Source organism: Sphingobium lignivorans (assembly GCF_014203955.1).
Taxonomy (GTDB): Bacteria; Pseudomonadota; Alphaproteobacteria; order Sphingomonadales; family Sphingomonadaceae; genus Sphingobium; species Sphingobium lignivorans.
Genome location: NZ_JACHKA010000001.1, coordinates 1,025,384 through 1,049,926, shown reverse-complemented (window position 1 = coordinate 1,049,926; position 24,543 = coordinate 1,025,384). Strand labels below are relative to the sequence as shown.

Sequence of the window (24,543 nt, the reverse complement as noted above, 5' to 3'; positions counted from 1 at the left end):
GGTTAAGCGTGAATACAGTAGCGAGCGGGGGTCCAGAATCGCTTTCTCAGCGCATCAAGACACTCGAAGGACTTATCCACCAGCAGAAGGAGTTCATTGATCATACCAGCATGGTATGGCACGGACTGCTGGAGACCGAGAAGGCTCGCTCACGCCAGAACGAAGATATTCGGATCAGCTTGGAATCCCGCCTTGCCGAGATGGAGACCGATCGCGCGCATCGTGAGGGTGAACTAGCGAAATTGCGTGAGAAACTCGACGAGGATCGCGCCAGGCAGAAATCCATGGAAAACGCGGCGCGAGAGGAACGCGAGCGCGTGACCACCAAGCTGGCAGCTCTGGAAACTGACCTTGCGGAAAAGCTCGACATGCTTAAGCACCTCACGACGCGCTTGGCCGCTGAAGAGGCGCGGAGCGCGCAACTGCAGAATGAAAAGAATGAACAGCAACAGCACACGGCCAAGGCCGAGGCGCTGCTGGATGATTCGCGTTCACAGGTAAAGAAGCTCGAGCAGGACATCGCTCGGGCCGAGAATATCCTCCGGCAGCGTCAGGAGGAAATCGAACAAACGCTTTCACTGCTCACTGCGCATCGCGATCGGGTCAGTTCTTTAGAGCGGGAACTCAAGGAGGCGGAAGAACGTGAAGCGGTCCTAGAGGCCAAGCTGGGGGACGCGAATGGATGGATATTCAAGCTGGCTGAGCAACGCGCAGATCATCAAAGCCAGTTGTCCTCTCTAGCGCGCGACCGCGATGCAAAATCACGAGAACTCGGTGCGGCCAAGGCGCAACTGCAAAGGCTGAACAACCAGATCGACCTGCTGACATCGAAGAATGCAGCCCTGAGCGAAGCCGTTGAGAAGGCGGCAGCGCAACCTGCGCCTACCTCTTCGAGTCCAGCCGCCGCGCCGCCCTACCAATCGGCATTGATGGATCCCGTGAAGCATCGCGACAAGAGCATGCTCATGAAACGTCTGGCCAGTGCGGGAGCATTGTTGCCTGAGACTGATGCGGAGCCGGCAGAAGCGCTGACCGCTCCAGCACTACCACGGATGCGCGTGGAAGCGGGATCGCCGAATGGGGCCCCGCAGCGCCTCGGAGTCCAAGCCATCCCGGCGCGGCAGCCGATGCCGATGGTAGTGCAAACGAGGAACCTCGAAACCGAGCGGTTGTTGCGGGAGACTCGGGAGCAGATGGAATGGCTTCGTCAATTGGCGGTTTTCGCACTCGACAAACCCGGGAAATGGTGGTGGCGCTTTATGCCGCTAAGGTGGCAGCGCAAGCGCCAGAACGAAAAGCTGCAGCAGTCAGGCCTGTTCGACGGCGACGGTTATCTATCCCGCTATCCGGATGTCGCCGCTGCGGGCATTGCCCCCCTGCGTCATTATCTGATGCATGGCATGCTGGAAGCGCGCGAACGCTGACCTTTTGGGCAGCATATAGACACGCATGCCGGGCCCGCGGCATCGCTGGCCTCCGGATCAGGGGCCCCGCGATGCCATGGGATCAATCAGCTAGGCCGTAGACTCATAAACGCGAAGCCAGAGCCGCATTGATGCGAGCTGGACCATAGTTAGGAAGTTCTCGGCCAGCTTGTCGTATCGGGTGGCGACCCTGCGGAAGTGTTTCAGCTTGGAGAAGAATCGCTCGATCAGGTTGCGCTCGCGATAGAGGCGCTTGCTGAAGCAGGGCTTCCAGCGCCGATTGCTTTTCGGCGGGATGTTCGGCGTAGCTCCTTGCACTTCGATCAGTTCACGGATGCGGTCAGCGTCATAGGCTTTGTCAGCTAGCACGATGGTATGTGGGTCAAGTTGGTCGAGCAGCGTGTCAGCGACCTGGCCGTCGTGCGCTTGCCCAGCGGTTAAGCCGAGCCGGATCGGAAGCCCCTGCGCATCGACGACCGCGTGGATTTTGGTCGTGAGGCCGCCTCGGGAGCGACCGAGACAATGATCTCGACCCCCCTTTTTGCCGTCGCGGCCTGCTGGTGGGCGCGAACGGAGGCGCTATCGATCATCTGGATGTCGCCGTCATAGGCGGCGGTGATGGCATCCATCATCCGGTCCCAGGCGCCAGCCTTCCGCCATCGCACGAAGCGATTGTAGCAAGTGGTGCGTGGGCCATAGCGCTCGGGCAGGTCACGCCACGGTGCACCGGAACGCAGCACCCAGAAGATGCCGTTCAGCACGCGGCGGTCATCGACACGGGGCACGCCTCGGGGCTTATTGGGCAGCAGCGGCTCGATCACGCGCCACTCGAAGTCGGTCAGATCATATCGGCTCATGCCGATTCTGAATCATGTTCCCGATGAAGACGAAAGGGCAAAATCGAGTATACCATCACAATGTGTGATCCGATCATCAAGCGCACCGTGGAGAGCACCATCGGTCTGCGCGGGTCCAGCACCGACGACGCAGGAGAGGTGCTTGGAATCTACAGCGATAGTTCTGGCGAGAAGATCTTCGTCATTGAGCGTGAAGGCCTGCGCTTGCTACCAAACCAGAGGTTCGTGGCCTATCGCGACATCGCGGCCCTAAAATTCGATCCGCAGGTAAAGGAGAGCGCCGAGGCCCGTAAGCTTTTGCTTTCCCTTTCTGATGGCGAACAGCTTACCCTGACTATCGATGGCCAACGAGGAAAATTCCTCGACATCTACCCGATCCACGCCTTCATCCGGCGCCGTGCTCATCAGCACCGAAACGCCAAGAGGGCCGCATCAGCCTGATCCATTTTTATGAGTTCACGGCCTAGTCCACCAAAGCCAGAACCATTTCAGGGGGGGTGCCATAATCGAAGGGCGATAGAAGGCGACGACTAGCAGCGAGCGAGGCATACTCCTCGCTCGCTAGCATCCCCTCCATCGCTAATTTGACGTGGCCGGTTCTCAACCGCCCCGCGACCTCCACTAGACCGCCCGGGTCGGCAGGGCGCCGGAGCAGCATCTCATACATCGCCTCTGCCGCGACTATCGGCCCCTTACGCTCGATGATGCGTGACACCAGCGGGCCGAGTGCCTCGACTGAGGGTATAGCGCTTTGCGAGGGGAGGAAGTCGATGATCTTGGCAGTTCTTGCCTTCGTGGGAGACGCCGCCCAGCCATCAGCAATATCTGCAAAAGACAAGCTCAGCAGAACATTCCCGGATGCTGCGCAGCACAGATCGAGACTGTCATCGAACAGAAAGAGACTTGGCACGACCCCCAGCGAGAAACCGCACCATCCCGCGCGGATGTAAGTCGCGTCGCGCATGAAATGAACCGCTCGGGCGGCAGCGATGAGGCGACCACCATTCCGAAAATGGATCGTGCAGGGGGCAATCTCACCCGCTGGCGCGGCATATCCCTCGACTCTGCCCGTTGCCCCATCGAACCATGCATCAAGATGCACAACCTGCCCGATCATGACGCGTGAGGCTCCCCAGACATCAGCCAATTGCGGACATGATTGTAGCAATGATGCCAACCGCGAGCCTCGATCGCGAGGCACAGATCGATAAAGGACGGGTCCTGCCTGCCCGGCAGCCGGACGCAGGCAAGAGCGTGTTCGATCGCAGAGCGCAGACTCTCCAAATCGGTCGGATCGAAGAATATGCACATGTCAGGAGCAACTTCCACGATGCTGCTCGTCCGCGATGCGACGCATAGCTTGCCCAGCACCGCGCATTCCAGCACCGGAAGGCCATAGCCTTCGAAGAAGGATGGATAGACGGCGAAGGCGCAGTTCAGGAGCAAGCGGGTCTTGATCTCGTCAGAAACATAACCCGTGAAGACAACTCTGTCGCTCGCGATGCCCAACGTCGCCAATTGATCCATGATCCGCCGCTTCTCGTCGAGCCAGCCTTCCCGACCGATGAAGACGATCTGGTAGCCGTTCAGAAGATGGGGATATTTCATCAGCAGGTCGATGATCATGCCTCCGTTCTTGCGAGGCTCGATTGTTCCGATGATCACGATATAGGGTTCGACATCGATGCTGCGACGCTGCTCGCACGCCTGATAGAGGTCCGACTCTTCGAAGCGCGCCCCTAGCGGAATTACCGAGGTCTTGCGCTCGGGCACGCGCAAATAGTTGATGACGTCCCTGCGTGTCGCATCGGAGACGCAGAAAATATGATCGGAGGTCCTGCAGTCGTGCAGGACACGATCACAATGATAATTGATTGTGTCGTCGTTATGGAATTCCGGCGCGATCAACGTCGACAAATCATGGATGATAACGGCTTCACGCGCGAACCAGCCGGCCATGCATTTGACGTTCGGCCATACGCACGCGCGAGTGCTGGCTTCGAAGCGATTGATGAGGTTTCCCGCATACGCCAGGTCGGCGAGATCGGGCAGAAGTGCACGACCAGACCGGCGCACCAGCAGGAGTTCGACCAGTGCATACGGAATGACGATATTGTTGTGCAGGAATATCCAGTCGACACCGCTGTCGCCGAGCGCATGGCCGGCCAACTCCGCGGTGACCATCGGAATGCCGCTCCAATGCTCCTCGAACATCGGCGAAATCTCCAGCGCAGCCGTGGGAATGCCCGAGTCTGATACCGCGTCTCCCGATAACGCCCCTGGCAACTCTGCCGCTGTTTTCCAGATCATGAGCGGTCCGCCGATCCAGCCGCGCGTAACGTGCTCACGAATTGCTGAAACAGGCCGGTCGTATTCTTCCCTCCATGTATTCTGTGCGCGCTTGTGACAGCCTGGGCCTGGAGAGCGGCATAGGCTTCGTCGGAGAGCGCTCCAGCCCGCGCCAAGGCATCGGATACATCTTCGGCCGTGATTAGATGCTCTGACGGCAGATCATCCATGGGCGTGCTGGCTATCACTACTGCGCTGTCATCGTCGATGATGTCACATAACCCTGAATGGCGCGGCATGATCGGCACGCAGCCGTGCGTCATCGCGTCCACCAGCATCTGAGAATGCCCTTCAATGGACGGGCAGCCAATGAAGAAATGGGTCATGGCATAGAGTTCGGCAAGGGCATCAGGACTCCACTGATCGGAACAAAGCCAGATACGGTCCGAACAGAGCGTTTCCAACAGCCGATCGGGAAGTTCCAGATGATGCCTGGCGATATCGGGATTGATCGCCTCCGGAGGCAGATCGACCGCCATGTAGAGGATCAGCAGCAGCGCGTCGGGATGCCAGAGAAGGTATTCGCTGAACGCCTCCACAAGGGCCCGGACGTGTTGGCGGCTGTCACCTTGGACGACCATCGCGAGGAAGACACGCGGCTCCTCGATCATGCCTTGGACGATGCTGCCGAGCGTCCGTGCCTGACGTGCAGACCAGTTGCTGAAGAGGGGCTGGATGCGCGGAAAAACCGCTAAAGGAATGAATTTGCGATTGTCGAGCGTCTGGATACCGATCGCCCGGCGACGCTCTGGTTCGCCAACCAGGCCCGTGTTTCCGACCGGTATTAAAGGCGGCGGCGCGAGGCGCGCCTTCGCGCGAGTGTAATTGACAAGTATGTCGAAGCTGTATCGCGTCGGCGCCCAGATCTCGTCAAACGCTTCGATCAACGTCATCCAGTCGGCAAAGGGATGCTTTTCCTTTTTGCTGATCGGAAGATCGGCAACCGTCGCGGGGCAGACCAGTATATTATACGCTCCCTTCAAAAGCCGGGGATTATCCGGTGGAGCAATACGGATGTGAATGCAGTCAGAGGTGCCGAATTCCGTAGCCGCATCGGCTATATATTCAGGATGAGCAATAACGCGATAGGAAAATCCGGCCGCATCGAGCACCGACATATAGGCTTGAGCGATCGGGGCGTAGCGCCAGAAAGCCTTGTCTCGCCCCCAATGAACCGCTGGGACGCCTGGAAACGACAATCCGGAGAAAATGATGGTAAGTTGATCCGGCGACACCTCCGGTCGCCGGGGCCAAGCGGCCCTGATGGCGGCTGCCTCGTCCGCCATCTGCGTATCGCCCCCTGCATGGGCCGATGGTTTGCCACGGAACTCCTGATAATAACCGAGCGCCTCGTCGAACCTATTGCGCGCCCGGGCTAAGAGCGCGAGCTTGGACAAAAGCACGCTCATACTACCACGATCGGACAACGCGACCCGATAGGATTGCTCTGCGGCGGCGAACTGGCCCAGTTGCAAGAGGCAATCACCATACAGGATGCGGGCGCCGGCATCGTCTGGCTGGTCCGCGAGCATCTGGCGGATAAGTATGGCAGCGACATCCCATTGCCCAGCCGCCATGAGCGCAGCCACATCCGTGTTGATATTCAGCTCCCCGGTCATTCCCACGCATTGCTCCTGATTGATTCCGGCGAAGACACCCAATACAGAGGCTGCAAGATACGGGCAAAAAAACAGATCGGCATGGCCATGCGCTTTTTAGAGGCAGCCGGAAGAACATCAAGCCATTTCGCCTTTCGGGCGAGACCGATCAAATATAAGATCCTACAATGCAGAACTGATCTCCATTGTTGACACAAAGGAATGATATTGTAAGCTTTTATATCCTGTCGGGCCATGAAATTTTTTTCATTACATGTGAAGAATAGTTCGACATTTAATGAATTATCATCATAAAAATTCAACATAAAAGCAGAAGATTTTGATGACTGAAAAGTCCTTATCAATCGTCACGGTCGCCTTAAATGCTGCTGCCGACCTACCCCTTACGATCGAAAGTGTACTCCATCAGAGTTATGCGAACGTCGAGTATATATTTGTTGACGGAATGAGCTGGGACGCGACCAGCACCATTCTTGATCGCTACGCAGGCGCATTTGATCGCGTCGAGCATATCGAGGACGGTAGCATCTATGACGCGATGAATGCCGCTGCGTTCATGGCATCCAATGACTATATTCTATTCTTAAACGCCGGAGACCGGTTGTATAGCGCCGATACCGTTGCCGACATGTTCGCACGGGTCGCTGGCGATCCCGATATCTTTTACGGCGATCATGTATACGTGAATGGCCGCCTGGAAAAAATCCAGCGATCGAGCGACTTTTCTGCATTGCGCGACGATCTGCGGAGAGGGACGATCGACCGTCGCTGGCATAGCCGAATTCCGGGTCACCAGGCCACTTTTACGCGCGCATCGTTGTTGCGTGACATAAGATACAACCCCCGCTACTCTATTTGCGCCGACCACGACTTTCTATTTCGCGCGTATGACGAAGGCGCCCGAATGCAATATATCGACGAAATCGTGGCTCACTATCTGGCCGGCGGTTTTTCAGGCGCGCAGGGTAGCAGGATCCAGCGCGAATGGGCGCACGCCTATCGCTCCCGCTCACTGCGCCCGACACAGGTCGACAAGTTCATGTTCGGTAGCGCGACGGCCTCGCCGTTCGAGATGCATACCCCCTATTGCGGCTATTACGCGTCGGGATCCCACGCGCCTGACATGCCGGACCCTGCATCGGGCTTCGACACCCGTGTCCGCTGGGCAGGGATCACCGAAATGGTGACGCCCTCGGACTTCGCGTCGCTGGGGATCACCATCGTAGGCGACAATACCCATCCAGACCAGAAGCTGACATTGATGTCAGGCGGAAGGGTGATCGCCGAAGCGGACATCGGGCTGGGGCAGTTCCATCTGGACCTTCGCTTTAGCCAGGCGCTTCCGCCGGGTTCTCGGCTGACGATCATTCCTGAAGTTCTCGCTCCGCTGACGCGCGAGGACAGTCGGGTGGCGGGCATCCGTCTTGCGGATTTTCACTTCGAGATCATGCCGCCGTCGAGATCGACGGATGTGGCGGCACGAGAAGACCAACTTGACGAGTTCTCCGGCCTCCTTTCGAATGGGTGGTCGGGTGTGGAAGTGTCAGGCGGCTTCGTGTGGTCCGTTGCACACGACGCACTGTTGATGGCGAGCTTCGCTGCCTGCCCTGAAACGATGTCACTGTATTGCAGCGCGAATCCCTTTGTTGAAGGTGGTCAAAAAGTGACCATCTATCTCAACGAGCGACCGGTTGGGCATTATGAGCTGGAGCCGTCGACCGGCCCACAGCCACTTACCTTTGCTCCAGCCGGCAAATGGCGAAGGGGATCCAACACGCTCCGGCTTTCCGTCGACAAGCTGGCTCAGCCACCAGGCGATGACCGGAGATTGGGAATCGCCTTTAGCCGCCTGACTTGGGCCTGATGGAGCAATCACCGTGAGAATCTGTTTTGTTGGGCATGCTTTTCACAAGCTGAGCCGATCGCACATCTTTTTCCTCGACATCCTTAAAGCGCTCGGATCCGTCGAGGAATATTATCATTCGCCGGATGATCCGAGGGACCCTGCCGACGACATCGTTGCGGCGATCGCGGCGAAACGATTTGATCGCTACATTTTCTGGCAGACGGAGTACATTGCGTCTGAATTGCTGTGCGCGACCGAGGTCGGTCGGATGATCCTGATCCCAATGTTCGACGCGGCCTCTCACTATGATGAGACATGGTGGCAGCGCTTCCAGATGCATCGCTTCATCGCCTTCTCCCGCGCGATGCACGAAACCCTGCAGTGCGCGGGACTGGACAGCTCCTATTTCCAGTATTTCCCCGAACCAGCTGCGGAACCCATCACATTCGCCGAACCCGAAGGCGCCTTCTTTTGGGAAAGGCGCCCGATGGAGCGAACGAACGCGAGCCAGGTCCGGGCTCAATGCAGGGCGCTGGGCCTGACCAAGCTTCATGTACACGCCGCTCCCGATCGTCCTCACCATAGGATTGCCCAGTCGGCCCGCCTTGCGCAAATGAAAGATGGCGCCGTCCCTGTCAGCGTTTCAGGCTGGTTCGACGACCGGGCGGCACTGGATGCCTGCGCAAGCACCTTCCGCTTTTACTTCGCGCCGCGCACGCAAGAGGGTATCGGAGCCACCTTCCTCGAAGCCATGGCTAGGGGGCAGATCGTCCTCGCCCCCGATGCCCCGACGATGAACGAGTATATCGGCCATCTGTCCTCCGGCATTCTCTATGATCCGGATGCGCCGCTAAGCTTGCCTATCCTGTCGAAATCGGATCTTGATCGTATCAGCACCGGCGCGTTTCAGCGAGTTCGCCTTGGCCATGAACGATGGTTAAAAGACAGAGAGCGCTTGAATTCTATCATTCTGGACGATCGCAGGCGATGGAGCTACAGCGATTCCGCAGCTTCCTTCGGCAATCTCCTTCGGCGCGAAGCACATGAGCGAGCCTTGCGTCGATCGGTGGACTAGAAATAGCGAACGAATTTCTGAGGGTTCGGTAGTCTCGTCGAGCCGTCTTTGAGATCAGCAACTGTACGATAGGGCCATAGAACAGGCATGACCTCCAATACGACAGGTGGAAAAGTAGCACTCATAACCGGAGTCACTGGCCAGGACGGATCTTATCTTGCTGAGTTTCTTATCGAAAAGGGATATGAAGTTCACGGTATCAAACGCCGTGCATCCTCGTTCAACACGCAGCGGATTGACCATATCTACGCAGACCCCCATGCGGAATCCGCGCACCTGAAATTGCATTATGGCGATCTGTCGGACACCTCCAACCTGACCCGTATCCTCCAGGACGTCCAGCCCGACGAGGTTTACAACCTCGGCGCTCAGAGCCATGTCGCGGTCAGCTTCGAAGCACCGGAATATACCGCCGACGTTGACGCGGTCGGGACCCTTCGCCTGCTGGAAGCGATCCGCTTTCTAGGCTTGGAAAAAACGCGTTTCTATCAGGCCTCGACGTCCGAATTATATGGCCTTGTCCAGGAAATCCCGCAACGGGAAACCACTCCCTTCTATCCGCGCTCGCCCTACGCCGTCGCAAAGCTCTACGCATACTGGATCACGGTCAATTATCGGGAAGCCTATGGGATGTATGCCTGTAACGGGGTACTCTTTAATCACGAAAGTCCGCGGCGCGGCGAGACATTCGTAACCCGCAAGATCACGCGCGGCCTCGCTAATATCAGCCAGGGGTTGGAGGAATGCCTGTTCATGGGCAATATCGACTCGCTACGCGATTGGGGCCATGCCCGCGATTACGTACGCATGCAGTGGATGATGTTGCAGCAGGAAACGCCGGAAGACTTCGTTATTGCGACCGGCCGCCAATATTCCGTCCGTGAGTTCATCACTTGGTCCGCCGCCGAACTGGGCATCTGTCTTCGTTTCGCTGGAGAGGGCGTTGATGAGGTCGGGATCGTGGAGACTGTTCGCGAGCCCCGGGAGTGCAGCGTAAGGCCCGGCGACGTGATTGTACGGATCGATCCTCGTTATTTCCGTCCGGCAGAGGTGGAAACATTGCTGGGTGATCCCACGAACGCCAAGGAAAAACTCGGATGGGTTCCCGAAATCTCGGCGCAGCAAATGTGCGCCGAGATGGTCGCGGCTGACTTGAAGGTTGCGAAACGCCATGCGTTGCTCAAGGCGCACGGTTACGACATTCCGGTATCGGTGGAAAACTGACATGTTTCCGAGACGGGTCTTTGTCGCCGGTCACCGCGGGATGGTCGGCGGAGCCATCCTGCGAAAGCTGCAGGAACGGGGCATCGGGACTATCACCCGAGGTCGTGACGCTCTTGATCTGCAGGATCAGGCTGCCGTGCGTGCGTTCATGCAGGCCGAACGGCCGGATGCCGTCATTATTGCGGCAGCCAAGGTCGGCGGAATCCATGCCAACAATACCTATCCTGCGCAGTTCATCTATGAAAACCTGATGATCGAATGCAATCTTATCCATCAGGCTTTCGAAGCCGGTGTCCAGAACCTACTCTTCCTAGGGTCTTCGTGCATATATCCGCGCGCCGTCACGCAACCCATGGAGGAGCATGCGCTGCTGACTGGGGTTCTGGAGCCGACCAACGAGCCTTATGCCATCGCGAAGATCGCCGGCATCAAGATGTGCGAGAGTTACAACCGGCAATATGGCACCGACTATCGCAGCGTAATGCCTTCTAATCTGTATGGCGAGGGTGACAATTTCCACGTCGCCAACTCCCACGTGCTACCCGCTCTGCTGCGACGCTTCCATGAAGCCGTCGAGACAGGAATTCAGGAAATCGTCGTGTGGGGCACTGGAACGCCGCGCCGGGAATTTTTGCATGTCGATGATATGGCAGAGGCATCTTTGTTCGTCATGGACCTGTCCAAAGATGTCTATGAAGCTAACACCGAACCCATGCTCAGTCACATCAATGTCGGTTATGGCGATGATGTTTCGATCGCGGAGCTTGCACAGCTGGTGGCGAAAGTTACGGGCTATAAGGGACGAATCAGTTTCGATCCCTCGAAACCGGATGGCACGCCCCAGAAGCTGATGGATGTACGCCGGCTCGCCAGTATGGGCTGGCGCGCCAAAATCAGCTTATCGCAGGGGATCGAGTCAACATACCGCTGGTTTCTGAAAAACCGCGACAATTTCCGGGAAGCTTGAAACGCGCTGATGCGTCTGTCCCCTTTTTTTACCTGTCACTGATAAAAGCGAATGTTCTCGACCTGCTCCCGTGATTGTTATCGGCTAGAGGTAGTAGAGTCTCGCTCCTTCATGATGGTTGTTTGATGGATGGCGACGTATCGGGGGGCATGCCTCCCGACACGTTGGCCGGCGATCTCGGCGGGGTCTTTCCGCCCAGTTTCGAGTGTATCTCACGTGGTTGCAGTCGTGCCGCCAAGCGTCCAGCACGAAGCGGGCATCCGGCAGCGATGTGAACAGCGTCTCGTTGAGGCATTTGCCGCGCAAGCGACCGTTGAAGCTCTCGACGAAGCCCTTCTGAGTCGGCTTGCCTGGGGAGATGTAATGCCACTCGATCCGCCGCTCCTGCAATCAGCGCAGGATGGCCGACGAGGTCAGTTCCGTGCCATTGCTGCTGACCACCGTATGCGGCTTGCCGCGCATTCCGATCAGCCGCGTCAGTTCCCGCGCGCCCCGCACGCCCGACAGTGACGTGTCGGCCACCAGTGCGCGTGTAGTCATCGACCACGCACAGGATGCGGAAACGCGGCCGCAAGTCAGGGTGTCGGTATCGGAGACGAAGTCCAGCGACCAACGCTGGTTGGGGCCGTCCGGCAGCACCATCGGTGACCGTGCGCCCAGGGCGCGCTTGCGGCTACCGCGTCGACGGATCCGCAGGTTCTCCTCACGATAGACCCAAAGCAGCTTCTTGTGGTTGGGCGTGATGCTCTCGCGAGCCAGCAGATAGCCCATGTGCCGATAGCCGAACCGGCGACGTTCCCCCGCCAACTCGCGCAGCCGCTGCCGCAGCGGGCCATCGTCCGGCCGCGACGATCGACACCGGATCACCCGCCGGCTTACACCGATCAGGTTTACGCCCGACGCTCGCTCAAGCCGTGATGCTCACGGCACGGGCGACGGCATCCCGCTTAGCGCCGGGCGTCACCATTTTCCTGATGCCAGATCCTGCAGTACCACGTTGTCCAGCATGGGTTCGGCCAGCAGCTTCTTCAGCCGGCCGTTCTCTTCCTCGAGCGTGCGCCGGCGCCGGGCTTCGGACACCTCCAGACCGCCATAATTCGACTTCCACTTGTAGAACGTCGCCGAGCTGATCCCATGGCGGCACATGTCCGCGGTTGCCATCCCGGCCCCCTACATCTTCAAGATCGCGATGATCTGTTCTTCGCCGAACCTGCTGCGCTTCATCTTCATCCGACCCCTCCACATCGGGCTCTACTCAAAATCGCTCACATTTCAGCCGAGAACGTCACGGCGCCATCGTGTACGAGGCAGAAGGGCAGGCGCCGCGCCAACAATTGCGACAATGATAGCTAAAGCAGTTGGCTTTTCAGCTCCGCAGGTTCCGCATGATGTCAGCCTACGCCTTAAACGTGGGGCAGAAATTCACACTGACACCTGTCATGTTTATATAATAAAAATCTAGATATGATACTAAAAATCAGAATTATTTCATGTTTTACTTTATATTTTCAATTTATAGCTTTGTGTAATTTGCGATAGCAATATCCACATTTGGATGATTAATTGCTTTGCATTTATCTATAATTACTGCACGATTACAGTATTTCTGTACAATATCTAAACTATGCGACGCGAGAATCATGGCGCGGTCACTGCGCTTTTCAAAAAGTTCGTAATGGCATTTCCGATGAAAGTTTTGGTCGCCGACCAAGATGATCTCATCAATCAGATAGCAGTCGAACTCGATCGCCAACGACAGGGCGAATGCCAAGCGCGCGCGCATGCCCGATGAATAGGTCTTCACCGGCATCTTTAGTTGGCTTCCCAGTTCGGTGAAATCCTCAATAAATGCTCGAATCTGAGTATAATCCCGCGCGTAGATACGGGCGATGAATCGAGCATTGTCGTAACCGGTCAGACTGCCTTGGAAGCCGCCTGCAAAACCCAATGGCCAGGAAGTGGACATCTGCCGGGTAATCTTGCCCGAAGTCGGCATCTCGACGCCGCCGATTAACTTAATGAGGGTGCTCTTGCCTGCCCCATTGCGACCAAGCAATGCGACGCGTTCTCCCCGCTCAACGATAAGATTGACATCATCGAGCACGCGTTTCCGTCCCGCACCTTGTGGGTACGATTTACAGATATTCTGACAAATTATCATTCGACAGTGAGGGTCCTGCGTACGCGACGACAAAGAGCAAGGCCGATTGCTGCGGCCACCATGGAACAGCCAATTGGGTTCCATATACTGTAATAGGCGGTTACCTGATCCCCCCATAGACCTTTGCGCATCATCTCCATTGCGTTCACAAATGGAGAATAAAGTAGATAGTCCCTTAACGGAGGAGGGACCCATGATGCCATGGTAAACAGGCCGGAAATTGGAATCATGATATATGTTGTAACTGGAACAAATTTTTCGACAACTTCTGACATTTCAGAAAGTGGCCCGATCACCAAGCAAAGGGAAAAGCAGAATATTGCATAAGTAAACCAGCCCGCGATAAATAAACCTATATCCGCTGGAATTGGGAACTGTTGAAGCGGTATCAATATTAGCGCGATAAATAAATAAGCCATCATACCGCCCAGAACCTCGATAGCAAATCTGACCAATATGAAATCAAGAATCTTTATTTGCCTGTGATATAATAAACTAGAATTAGCCGTAAACACCGAAGTGCTTCGTGAAACTCCGTGTCGAAATAAGGTGATGGGGATATATCCAGAAATCACAAAAGCAACGATGCTTACTCCGTGCTCTTCTGGCCCTTTTATAAATCTCCAGACGATCGCCACGAGAATTGCGAACAATAGGGGCTCGACCATGATCCAAAGGAAGCCGATATTTTCTCGGCCGAACCTCGTATGCAGCTCGCGGATCATGAGGGCATGAATTACACGAACCTGCGTCGCCCATCCCGATTGCAGTCTTTGAAAGCCGGCATCAGCCATTGTTCAGTCTTCCGGCGCGTGTTCAAGAATGCCTGTCACAAACATCCATGCGATGAAGTAAAGGCAGGTCGCAGCCGCAGCGAAAATTATCACACTCAGGATACGCTTCGGAAGGAGCGGCGTGTCCGGCAAGTTCGGGTTAACAACGCGCTCGAGATAGAATTGCTGCCGCTGGGCTTCGGCCCTTGCCTGCACGAGGGCCGCATTGGCTACGTTCAGGCTTTCGGTCGAAAATTCCTGCTCGACGAGAAGGTTCTCGTAGTCGCCCATTTTGGAAGCAATGCCGCTCCCGGTGCCGACCACTCGGCCGTCCTGGGATGCGATCTGAACCGTGATTGCATTGATCCGGCTGCGAAGCGCGGGGATCGACGGGTTGTTCGGGGCCACACGCTGCATAAGGTCGAGCTGAGCCTGCAGGGCGGCCCGTTCACCAATCATGCTATTGGCGAGTTCCAGAACTCCCGCTGCCTGCCTCTCTGGATCGATCAATGCCTGGGTATTGCGATACCGCGCCAAGGCCACCCGAGCTGCTCTAGCCCTTTCAGTAGCAAGATCGACCTGCCTTTGAGCTTCGGCGATGCTCTTGGTTTGCGAGCGGGCGTTCAGGCGATTGACGAGCCCCTCGCTCAGGTCGAGTAACTGACGATTGATTATGTAAGCGTCCTGGGGAGTGAAGGCTTTCACCTTAATGATGGCAGTGCCCGTGCTGGTATCAAGACGAGCGTCAATCATACCGTCGTAATATTTGAATAAACTCTCGAAACTGCTGTCGGAAAACGGATGCGGGAATCGGGAGAAGCGATCGGCAAGGCTTGACGAAAACCGCTCGCGAATGCCCGAATTCTTTTCCAGGGCTCTGAGGGCATCACGCGAGCGCACGTAAGCGAGCACCTCATTCGTTTGTTCCTGCCCCGCGGAAAGTCCGGTCGTCTGGACCAGATTGGCCAGGGTGGAGACTTGCGATCCCTTCCGGTCAGGGCTTTTGATGACGAACCGCGACTCCGAAATGTAGACATCAGAGGCAATCAGGCCATAATAGGTCGCAGCCAGGATCGTCGGTGCCACGACGAACCCCAGAAACCAGCGTCGTTTCCTCATCCACTGAGAAAATGCGGATCGATGGACCGTCGCTTCGGCCTCGACGGGGAACGATGGGTTTACGTTCATAAAGTCTTTGTAATGCCTGACATGGGTATCTGAGCCGTCCTGCGCTAGGCCAACATGAAGCGGGGCGCAAGGCCAAGCAGCGACCTGCCGAGGCTATGGCAAGAGGAACTATTGTCCATTCTCCGGTCCCGGTGCTAAGGCGTGCGGCCATCGATGCCGCAAGCCTCCGAGTTCATCAGTGATGCAAGTTAAGAATAGCGTTTTTCTGGTCCTGCTTGCAGGACTTGCGGGTTGCGCCACGCTTCCCTCCAATGGTCCTACCAGGGGGCAGATCGAGAAAACGGCCCAAACGCCCGGGCATGAAGCCTCGCCGATCCAGATTGTCCCCATCCAGACGATTGCGGATGTTCCGGAAGCCGATCAGGTGGCGGCGGGGCTATTGCCCGAGCTGGCACCACCGCCGACCGACATGATCGGTCCGGGCGACGTGCTGGACATCAATATCTACGAAGCCGGGGTCACGCTGTTTTCGGCCGCTGGCGGAAGTGGGGGATTGAGCCAGGTCGGCGCCAGTCCCGGCGTGCAGGTACAGAAGCTGCCGCCCACGCGGGTGGATGACCTTGGCGACATAAGCATTCCCTATGCCGGCACGCTTCATGTCGCGGGGGTCACGACCGGCGAAGTCGAGACGATGATTCGCAATTCGCTGGCGGGGATGTCGCAAAATCCGCAAGTGATCGTCACGCTCAATCAGGCCATCACCAATTCGATCATCGTCGGGGGCGAAGTGGCAAAGCCGGGCCGTCTCGTGTTGCAGACGAATCGGGAAACGCTGTCCGACGTGATCGCGCTTGCCGGTGGCTATCGAGGAGAGGCCAAGGACCTGCTTCTCCGGATCGTTCGCGGCGGCCAAAGTGTTGACTTGCGCATCAACGACCTCGTCGAGAATCCGAAACTGGATGTGCGCGCCTATCCGGGCGACCGCCTGACGCTGATCGACGATCCCCGCACCTTCTCGGTGCTGGGCGCTTCCGGGCGAGTCGAACAGGTTCCGTTCAGGCGGTCGTCGGTTTCCCTCGCCGAGGCGATCGCGACTGCCGGCGGCGTCAATCCCAGCATCGGCAATCCCGCCGCGATCTTCCTGTTCCGCTATGTCCGCGACGAGCAGGGCAACGAGATACCGATGGTCTATCATGTCAACATGATGAAGACCGGGTCGTATTTCCTCGCCCAGCGTTTCGCCATGCGAGACAAGGATGTGCTTTACTTCGGCAATGCCGCGGCCAACCAGCCCAGCAAGCTCATCCAGTTGATCAGCCAGCTGTTTTCACCCATCCTGACGATTACGGCTGCGGTGCAGACGGTGCAGAACACCAACTGAGGCGCCTGAAGGGCGATCCCGGCGGTCGCCCGCCTTCTCTGTCTGGAATAACCGGCGCCGATTACCCAACTCTGGCCAGTTCGGCCGCCCATACACCGTTCGATTGTTGCTTGATTGCCTGGGGCGCGGCGCCGGATCGACCGGTTGGCGGGCTTCGCTGCAGAGCAAAGGCGAAGCCATCGGCCCGCGGGCCGTCGCGGACGAGCAGGCGGAGGACAGCGACGAGGACGCAGGAGATCGAGGAAGAGGATGAGGAACCGGGCGGCCGATTTCCGGCAGCCTTACCCGCGACCTGTCCGCCTGTCGAACACCCGGCCTTGCGTGTAGCGCTTGGCGAGCGGCCCGATCTGGCGCTGATCGCCCTGAGTCACATACTCACGGCGCAACTCTTCTGCAGCTAAGCGAGGCGGGCTACCTTGATGTTCGTCCGACCGTGACGCCGCTCGGGGGTCACGCTGACTGGAGCGAGGATACCCCGCAGGCCGCGAAGGCGAGCGAGCGGCACGAGGCATGGGCCGAGCGGATGCCTCGTGACGTAGCGGACCTGTGGGGCTTCATCGTCGGGCTGGACTTCGAGAGGCATTTGGTGCTGCTGGCGCATTGCACGTCTCGTACCGTGAATGCCGTTGCAGTGGGACCGCAAGCCCAGTTTGCTGCAAACAGCGGATAGGCTGGCGACCCCGCTGGCGCTGGACGTACCAAGGACTGGCCCCCACCTTCGTCGCGTGAACTATCTCAAGGCCGTACCCACGGCGTGTAGGAGGGCGCTGACCGCCGTATCGCCGACATGAAGAAACCGGGGACCTGGTGCAGACCGCCGAGCGGCTTCTGGCCGGAACCGGTTGGCTTCCGGCTATCCTAGGGGACACCCGAGTCAGAGGCGGATCGATCTCAACCGGGCCATCGCTGCTGACTGCGGCTACCTCGTCAATGGCGAGTCAGACGAAACGCGCCAATGATGCGGTGGCCCGTTTTGGGACAGTTCAACCATCAGAGGCTGTGCAGACTCATCATCTCGCAAGGCATGCAGCCCCAATGCTGCAACATGTTATTGATTTTACATAATTTTATCTTCAATAACCATCTGTCGCAACTAAGGGTTAACCCGGGTTTACGCTCGATTAACCTTCCTATATTCCCTGAAAAGTCGGCCGAAATGCCGACTGAAAACAGGAGTCGTCGATGATTATTGAAGAGCTCAACGAGCAGGAAATTGACCTTGTCGCCGGCGGCGTGCCGAACGACGAATCGAACACGGGTGTTCGCGGCTACAATTGAGCCGTTGCAGTCCGCTGAAGGACTGAAATGACAGCCGGGCGGATGAAGGGCTTCGTGGCCCCTGTCCGCCCGGATTTTCGTTTGCGGCACCGGATGCCCCGTTTCGGATCGCCGAGCGGCGCGCCTGGCCGCCCGCGCGCGATTTCGCTGTAGCCCTGACCCCGCCCGCCATCCTAGAAGCCGGCAAGGGTGGTGAACATATGCAGCTCTTCAGGCAACAGGCCCTCGATCATCAGCACCGCCTCCATGGCGAGGTGTTCCTCGTGCCGCCGTTGCGCTGGCAGGCGATCGGCTGGCTGCTGCTGGCGCTTGTCCTCGCCCTCGTCCTCTTCCTGACGCTCGGCTCCTATAGCCGAACGATCAAAGCCAGCGGCACGTTGCGCCCCGCCACCAGCGTCGCCAGCATCGCCTTGCCGGACGATGGCGTGATCGCCTCGGTCCTCGTGCGCGAAGGTCAGCCGGTGCGGGAAGGCCAGCTCATTGCCCGCATCGCGCGCCCCCAGGCCGCCGACGGGCTCTCGCTGGTGCAGGAGCGCCGCGAGGCACTCGGCCAGGAGGAAGCCGCCCTCGCCACGCAGCGCCGCGCCGCCGGCGAAGCGATCGAGGAAAACCGGCGCAAGCTGGACGAGCGCATTCGCGACGAGGAACGCCAGATCGGCGCGATCGACCGGCAGATCGAAGCGCAGGAGGCACTGATCGCTTCCTCCCGGCAGGAGCTGGCGCGCGTCGAGGCGGTGGCGCGGGATGGCTTCATTTCCGGCCGCGATCTCCAGGAACGGCGCGAACTGCTCATCACGCGCCGTCAGGACCTGGCTCGGCTGGAGCAGAGCCGCAGCCTCCACGCCAATGCCCTTACAGCCGCGCGCATCGAGCGGGATCAGCTCGCCAGCCATTTGCGGGCCGGACAGGGCAGCTATGACGCGCAGCTCGCGCAGGTGCGGCGCGAAGGCGCCACGCTCGCCAATGCCGGGACGATCGATCTCGTCGCGCCCCGCGCCGGCATCCTCACTGCCCTTCGCTTTCGCGAGGGGGAAAGCGTGGCGCGCGGCACGATCTACGGCCGCATCGTACCGCCCGGCACGGGGTGGCTCGCCGAGCTCCGGGTGCCGACCTCCACGATCGCCCAGATCGCACCGGGGCAGGACGTGCGCGTGACGCTGCCAGCCTATCCGGTACAGGATTATGGCACGTTCCGCGCCGTGGTGGAGACCGTCGGCGCGGCGCCCGTGGCTGACGCGCAGCCTTATTTCCTGGTCACCGCGCGGCTCCAACCGCTCAGCGAGCGGCAGCGGGCCCGCAACGTGGTGCTGCGCCCGGACCTCGCGCTCGATGCCCGGATCGTGCTGGCCCGACGCTCCTTCCTGCAATGGCTGGTCGATCCCTTCGCAGCGGTGGCGCGGCAATGAACATCTTCCCCGCCAATTTTTCCGGTCGCCGGCGGATCGGCCTCATTCGCCAGACCGAAGCGGCGGAATGCGGGCTCGCCGCGCTCGCGATGATCGCGAACTGGCATGGCCATGAGATAGACCTCAACATGCTGCGCCAGCGCTTTGGCGTCAGTGCCCGGGGCATGTCGCTTCGCCAGCTCATGCAGACGGCGGATGCGATGCAATTGCTGCCGCGTCCGCTCAAGCTCGAAATGGCGGGCCTGCACCTGCTGAACCTGCCCGCGATCCTCCACTGGGATCTCAATCACTTCGTCGTGCTGGAGCGCGTAGAGCGGGAGCGGGCCTATATCGTCGATCCGGCCGGGACCGCGCGCTGGTATGAATTCGACGAGGTGGGGCGCCATTTCAGCGGCGTCGCGCTGGAACTGCGACCTTCGCAGGATTTCCGCGCGGTGCGGTCGAAGCGGCCGCTGCGGTTCCGGGACCTGTGGAGCGGCATCACCGGCCTGCGCCGCGCGCTGGCGCAAACGATCATCCTCAGCATCGTCATGCAGGCATGGGTGCTTGCCTCGCCCTTCTACCTGCGCACGGCCGTGGACGAGGCGCTCTCCAGCCTGGACAGCAACCTGCTCATCACGCTGGCGGTGGGTTTTGCGGCGCTGGCGCTGATCGGCGCGGGCGCCTCGCTGCTGCGCAAGCTCGTTCTCCTCTCCTCCGGTGCCGCCCTGTCCTACGGCATCACCTCCAATCTGGCGCGGCGCCTGTTCCGCCTGCCGATCGCCTGGTTCGAAAAGCGGAAGGTGGGGGACATCCTCACCCGGTTCCAATCCATCCTTCCGATCCAGCGGTTCCTCATCGAGAGCGCGCCGATCGCGCTCATCGACGGCCTGCTCTCGGTGCTGACGCTGGTGATGATGCTGCTGATCGCCCCGCAGCTCGCCTTCGTCTCGTTGCTCGGCCTCCTTGCCTACAGCGCCGTCCGCCTCGGCCTTTTGCGCGCGGAGAAGCAGCGCGAGGCGGAATATGTGAAGGCGCTGGCCCGCGAGCAGGGTGCCGTGATCGAGACCCTGCGCGGCATCGTCACACTGCGCCTCTCCGGCCGCGAGGCCATGCGGCATGCTTATTGGCAGAACCGCCTCACTGATGCGCTGGGCGCGCGCTACCTTCACGAGCGGGTCAAGGCCTGGCACGAAACCGCGAAAACGCTCATCCCCGCGATCGAGCTGGTGCTGGTCGTGTTCCTCGCCATTCGGGGAAGCATGGCGGGGGCGCTCAGCCTGGGCACGCTCTTCGCTTATCTCGCCTATCGCCAGCAGTTCGTGCAGGCCGGCCAATCGCTCCTGGACGAAGGGATCAAGCTGCGCCTGCTCGATCTTCATCTCGATCAGATCGCCGACATTGCTCAGACCCAGGAGGACCGTGGTTTCGCCGAGCCGTTGGTCCAGCCCGCATTCGAGGGCAGGATCGAGCTGCGCAACGTGCATTTCTCCTACGGAGCGCATGACCCGCTGGTGCTGGCGGGCATCGACCTGTCGATCGCGCCGGGGGATCATATCGCCATCACCGGCCCCTCGGGCGGCGGCAAGAGCACGCTCGCCAAGATCATCCTCGGCCTTGTCGATCCCGTGCAGGGCGACGTGCTCATCGATGGGCGCCCCCTCTCCCAATATGGCCGCCGCGCCTTCCGCCAGCATGTCGCGGCGGTGCTGCAGGACGACGTGCTCTACGCCGGGTCGATCGCCGATAATGTCGCTTCCTTCGAGGAGGTCGACATGGAGCATCTGCGCGCCTGCCTGAGCGCGGCCTCGATCCTCGATGACATCGACGCGATGCCGATGCGCCATCACACGCTCGTCGGGGACATGGGCTCGACGCTGTCGGGGGGCCAGAAACAGCGCATCCTGCTGGCTCGCGCACTTTATCGCCGGCCTGATGTGCTGCTGCTGGATGAAGGCACCGCGCATCTCGATCTGGATCATGAGGCCGCCGTCAATCGCGCGGTCAGTGCCCTTGGAATCACGCGCATCGTGATCGCGCACCGTCCGGAGACGATCGCCGCAGCGGATCGGGTGGTACGGCTGGTTGGCGGCAAGATCGCGGAAGGCTAAGACCGCAGGTCTCTCGCCTCCCCGCCGCGCTCCGAAATCCGTTCATTTTCCGCGGCCGGGAAGAAGTTCTTCATAGTTTTCTGCAATCTGGATCGTGGGCGGACTGTGTCGCCCCGAGTATGGAAGATGGTTCGATTGCGCCTCCTTGCGGGCCTGACGAGGTCGGCCCGCAGCCTGGTCCTGATCGCTGCATGCCTAGTTGGCATTGCGGCGGCGCTGGCTGGCGCCGGTCGCGATTTCGACAATCAGGTCCGCGAGAAGCGCTACGAACATCTTCCCAAGCCCCCGAGCGGGGACTTGGTCGTCGTCACCATCGACACCCAGAGCATCAAGACCTTGGGCACATGGCCATGGCCCAGAAGCCGCCATGGGGAACTGATCGACGCCATCGATGGCGACGGGGCGCGCCGCATCGCCTTCGACATCATTTTCGACCAGCCGGCGGCGGACCTCCGGCAGGACAAATTGTTCGCCCGGGCGCTCTCGCGCAGCCATAGCGATATCTATCTCGCCACCTTGCTGGAAAACCGGCTGAACACCCGGGACGTTCACCAGGCCCTGCCTACGGCGGCGCTGCTGCCCTTCGTCACGCCGGTGAGCATCTGGGTGAAGAGCGACCCGGACCAGTTCCACCGCCGCATCCCGCTCAACATGCCGGTGCTGGGCGAAACCTTGCCCGTGCTCGCGCAAGCGCTCGCCGGGACGACCTTCCCCGACGAGGGCCGGCTCCTCATCGACTGGTCCTACTGGCCCGAGCGGATACCGCATATCTCCTATGCCGACGTGCTCGCGGGCAATTTCCCCAAGGGCTTCTTCAAGGGCAAATCCGTGCTGGTGGGCTATGACGCCTTCGGCATCGGCGACCAGTACAGCGTGCCTTATCACAACAAGGTAGCGGGCATGTACATCCAGGCCGTGGCGGCGGAAACGCTGCTGGCCGGCAGGCCCACCGATCTCGGCGACTGGCCTGCTCTCTTTGCGGCACTCCTGCTGGTCTGCGCCGCCGTCCCCCTGACCGCGCTCTTCCGCTCCTTCGTGCTGGCCCTGGGCATCCTCGCCTTCCCGCTCGGGCAGATCATCATCGAGCATCTCTCGCTCGTCCGGCTGGACATCGGCGCCGGCACGATCGCGATCGGCGCGGGACTGGTCGCGCATATCTTGCTGGCCACCGCGCAATCGATGCTCGATCGCATCACCAAGTCGGCGGAGGCGGGCCTGCCCAACATGGCGGCGATGGAGCTCAACGAGCGGGAAGAAGGCGTGACCGTCGTCGTCTGCCTGCGCAATTATGTGGAGACGACCGCGCTGCTCGGCTTCGCTGCGCAGGGCAAGCTGCTCGGCAAGATCCGCGACCGCCTGATTCTCGCCGCCGGCCATGAACGCATCTACCAGATCGACAATCACAGCTTCGCCTGGCGCAGCGAGGAACAGGTGCCGGAGGTCGTGGGAAGCCTCGAAGGCCTGGAAGCGCTGTTCGGCCCGGGCGTGCAGGTCGACCAGCTGACCGTCGACATCGCTCTCAACGCAGGCTTCTGCGACGAGCCCTCGCTTTCCGTGGGGGAAGCTCTCCCCAAGGCCGTGCTCGCCGCGACCAACGCGATCAATCGCGGCGTGTTGTGGGAGCGCTATGAGACCGATGATGACGAGGTCTTCTGGAAGCTCTCCATCCTGAACGAGTTCGAGCAGGCGCTGAAGCGCGGCGACGTCTGGGTGGCCTACCAGCCCAAGCTCGATCTCCACGCCGGCGCGATCACGGGCGCCGAGGCGCTCATCCGCTGGAGCCACCCGGAACGGGGCTTCATCCGGCCGGACCGTTTCGTCCGTGCCATCGAGGATGCGGGCCGGATCGAACGGCTGACGCTCTATGTGCTCGAACGGGCCATTGCCGATTTCGCACCGCTGGGCTTGTCGGTCGCGGTCAATCTCTCAATGCGCATGCTCGGCAAGAACCGGCTGGAAGCGCCCCTGCGCGTGCTCCTCGATACTTACGGCATGCCGGCCGACAAGCTGACGCTGGAAATCACTGAATCCGCCAACATGGCCGACGACCAGGGCATCGCCGAGCTGGAGGCGCTGCGCGCGCTCGGCGTCCACATCTCGATCGACGATTATGGCACCGGCCAGTCAACGCTCTCCTATCTCAAGCGCCTGCCGGCCTCGGAACTGAAGATCGACCAGAATTTCGTCCGGCAGGTGCTCACCAGTCGAAGCGACGCCGTGCTCATCAACTCCACCATCAAGCTCGCCCACGAGCTCGACATGCAGGTTGTGGCCGAAGGCGTCGAGGACCAGAATGTCCTCGATGCGCTCGCCCGCATGGAGTGCGACATCATCCAGGGCTATCATATCGGCCGCCCGATGGCGCTGGAGGATTTCCTGCGCAAGCTCGGCCTTCCCGCCCCCCGGCGTAATTCAAGGGACGCCGCGTAAAAGGCGTACGCTGCGCTCTTCGGCCTGTCCGGCGAACAGAGCCAGAAGGCCGCTCCCCCGAGAGAAGCTGGACCTGCCTCTGTACTCAGCCGCGCAGGACGCGCGACAGATCCTCGAACCCGTAGGGCTTCTTGAGAATGGGGGCGTGTGAAAAACCGGCCGGCATGTCCGCCTCCTCCCCGAAACCGGTCGCGAAGACGAAAGGCGTGCCTGCCTTCAGGAGCCGTTCGGCGACCGGCAGGCTGGTTTCATCCTCGCTGAGTCGCAAATCGAGAATGGCGAACTGGAAATCCACTTCGTCCATGAGCGCCAGGGCGTCGGTCACGCTCGAAGCGCTGCGGACATCCGCCACGCCCAGGTCGAGAAGCAACGACTCAGTGTTCATTGCGATGATGGCGTTGTCCTCGACAATCAGGACCACGCTCGGGACAGGGCGCTCTTCGCTCCCGTTGGTACGCAGGTTCATGCGCGGCATGTGCCAGCTTACGCCGGCCGCGTCCACGGAAATGCAGGCGAGGACAAAGAAGGCTCCTTC

At 59.7% G+C, this 24,543-nt stretch carries 19 protein-coding genes and 1 pseudogene; 11 read left to right on the top strand and 9 right to left on the bottom strand.

The annotated features are described in order from the left end of the window. Positions 1 to 8: 8 nt before the first annotated feature. Positions 9 to 1,424 carry a coiled-coil domain-containing protein gene (locus HNP60_RS04890; RefSeq protein ID WP_184150885.1) on the top strand — a complete coding sequence of 472 codons (1,416 nt, stop codon included), beginning with the start codon at positions 9 to 11 and terminating at the stop codon, positions 1,422 to 1,424. 90 nt (positions 1,425 to 1,514) lie between these two features. Here HNP60_RS04890 and HNP60_RS04885 read toward each other — a convergent pair. After that, a protein-coding gene (locus HNP60_RS04885; protein ID WP_184150883.1) for an IS5 family transposase occupies positions 1,515 to 2,281 on the bottom strand; the annotation gives its coding sequence in 2 pieces (ribosomal slippage) (positions 1,515 to 1,957 and positions 1,957 to 2,281; 768 coding nt in all). Positions 2,282 to 2,341: 60 nt separating this feature from the next. Between HNP60_RS04885 and HNP60_RS04880 the strand changes: the two genes are divergently transcribed. Further along, complete coding sequence (locus HNP60_RS04880; RefSeq protein WP_014075350.1) at positions 2,342 to 2,722, top strand: hypothetical protein; 381 nt, start codon at positions 2,342 to 2,344, stop codon at positions 2,720 to 2,722. 22 nt (positions 2,723 to 2,744) lie between these two features. Here the strand turns inward: HNP60_RS04880 and HNP60_RS04875 are convergent, their stop codons facing one another. Genes HNP60_RS04875 through HNP60_RS04865 form a run of 3 tightly spaced genes read right to left on the bottom strand, consistent with a single transcriptional unit; the run spans position 2,745 to position 6,249 of the window. Next, positions 2,745 to 3,398, bottom strand: coding sequence for a hypothetical protein (locus HNP60_RS04875; RefSeq protein ID WP_041391735.1), 654 nt, complete (start codon positions 3,396 to 3,398; stop codon positions 2,745 to 2,747). Further along, entirely contained in the window at positions 3,395 to 4,591 is a 1,197-nt protein-coding gene (locus tag HNP60_RS04870) for a glycosyltransferase family 4 protein (protein ID WP_184150880.1), read from the bottom strand. The genes HNP60_RS04875 and HNP60_RS04870 overlap by 4 nt, the downstream gene beginning before the upstream one ends. Then, complete coding sequence (locus tag HNP60_RS04865; protein ID WP_184150877.1) at positions 4,588 to 6,249, bottom strand: tetratricopeptide repeat protein; 1,662 nt, start codon at positions 6,247 to 6,249, stop codon at positions 4,588 to 4,590. Before HNP60_RS04865 ends, HNP60_RS04870 begins: the two co-directional genes overlap by 4 nt. Positions 6,250 to 6,571: 322 nt before the next feature. On the opposite strand from HNP60_RS04865, the gene HNP60_RS04860 reads away from it, so the two are divergent. The 4 genes from HNP60_RS04860 to fcl all read left to right on the top strand — a co-directional run bounded on the left by HNP60_RS04860 (position 6,572) and on the right by fcl (position 11,361). After that, the gene (locus HNP60_RS04860) at positions 6,572 to 8,113 is read left to right on the top strand and encodes a glycosyltransferase family 2 protein (RefSeq protein ID WP_014075346.1); all 1,542 of its coding nucleotides are present in this window, start codon (positions 6,572 to 6,574) and stop codon (positions 8,111 to 8,113) included. A gap of 13 nt (positions 8,114 to 8,126) precedes the next feature. Beyond that, complete coding sequence (locus HNP60_RS20165; protein WP_184150874.1) at positions 8,127 to 9,170, top strand: glycosyltransferase; 1,044 nt, start codon at positions 8,127 to 8,129, stop codon at positions 9,168 to 9,170. An 87-nt stretch (positions 9,171 to 9,257) separates the two neighbouring features. Continuing rightward, positions 9,258 to 10,394: a GDP-mannose 4,6-dehydratase gene (gene gmd / locus HNP60_RS04850; RefSeq protein ID WP_014075344.1), complete on the top strand. Its 1,137-nt coding sequence runs from the start codon at positions 9,258 to 9,260 to the stop codon at positions 10,392 to 10,394. A gap of 1 nt (position 10,395) precedes the next feature. Further along, positions 10,396 to 11,361 (top strand): GDP-L-fucose synthase, encoded by a 966-nt coding sequence (fcl, locus tag HNP60_RS04845; RefSeq protein ID WP_041391732.1) that lies wholly within the window; start codon positions 10,396 to 10,398, stop codon positions 11,359 to 11,361. 109 nt (positions 11,362 to 11,470) lie between these two features. On the opposite strand, the pseudogene HNP60_RS04840 reads toward fcl, so the two are convergent. The 4 genes and pseudogenes from HNP60_RS04840 to HNP60_RS04825 all read right to left on the bottom strand — a co-directional run bounded on the left by HNP60_RS04840 (position 11,471) and on the right by HNP60_RS04825 (position 15,381). Next, positions 11,471 to 12,585 (bottom strand): annotated as a pseudogene (locus HNP60_RS04840) (IS3 family transposase). A 289-nt stretch (positions 12,586 to 12,874) separates the two neighbouring features. Next, positions 12,875 to 13,522, bottom strand: coding sequence for an ABC transporter ATP-binding protein (locus HNP60_RS04835; protein ID WP_014075340.1), 648 nt, complete (start codon positions 13,520 to 13,522; stop codon positions 12,875 to 12,877). Beyond that, entirely contained in the window at positions 13,519 to 14,316 is a 798-nt protein-coding gene (locus HNP60_RS04830; RefSeq protein ID WP_014075339.1) for an ABC transporter permease, read from the bottom strand. Before HNP60_RS04830 ends, HNP60_RS04835 begins: the two co-directional genes overlap by 4 nt. Positions 14,317 to 14,319: 3 nt before the next feature. Next, positions 14,320 to 15,381, bottom strand: coding sequence for a KpsE/RkpR family capsule polysaccharide export protein (locus HNP60_RS04825; protein ID WP_231848757.1), 1,062 nt, complete (start codon positions 15,379 to 15,381; stop codon positions 14,320 to 14,322). 283 nt (positions 15,382 to 15,664) lie between these two features. Between HNP60_RS04825 and HNP60_RS04820 the strand changes: the two genes are divergently transcribed. The 5 genes from HNP60_RS04820 (at position 15,665) to HNP60_RS04800 (ending at position 24,008) form a co-directional block, all read left to right on the top strand. After that, entirely contained in the window at positions 15,665 to 16,804 is a 1,140-nt protein-coding gene (locus HNP60_RS04820) for a polysaccharide biosynthesis/export family protein (RefSeq protein WP_184150872.1), read from the top strand. 433 nt (positions 16,805 to 17,237) lie between these two features. Next, positions 17,238 to 17,474, top strand: coding sequence for a hypothetical protein (locus HNP60_RS20160; protein ID WP_184150869.1), 237 nt, complete (start codon positions 17,238 to 17,240; stop codon positions 17,472 to 17,474). 808 nt (positions 17,475 to 18,282) lie between these two features. Then, positions 18,283 to 19,488, top strand: coding sequence for an HlyD family secretion protein (locus tag HNP60_RS04810; protein ID WP_184150866.1), 1,206 nt, complete (start codon positions 18,283 to 18,285; stop codon positions 19,486 to 19,488). Further along, positions 19,485 to 21,578: a peptidase domain-containing ABC transporter gene (locus HNP60_RS04805; RefSeq protein ID WP_184150863.1), complete on the top strand. Its 2,094-nt coding sequence runs from the start codon at positions 19,485 to 19,487 to the stop codon at positions 21,576 to 21,578. Before HNP60_RS04810 ends, HNP60_RS04805 begins: the two co-directional genes overlap by 4 nt. A gap of 126 nt (positions 21,579 to 21,704) precedes the next feature. Further along, positions 21,705 to 24,008 (top strand): EAL domain-containing protein, encoded by a 2,304-nt coding sequence (locus HNP60_RS04800; protein ID WP_184150860.1) that lies wholly within the window; start codon positions 21,705 to 21,707, stop codon positions 24,006 to 24,008. Between the two features lie 85 nt (positions 24,009 to 24,093). Here HNP60_RS04800 and HNP60_RS04795 read toward each other — a convergent pair whose 3' ends face one another. Further along, positions 24,094 to 24,483: a response regulator gene (locus tag HNP60_RS04795; protein ID WP_184050319.1), complete on the bottom strand. Its 390-nt coding sequence runs from the start codon at positions 24,481 to 24,483 to the stop codon at positions 24,094 to 24,096. Positions 24,484 to 24,543: the final 60 nt, after the last annotated feature.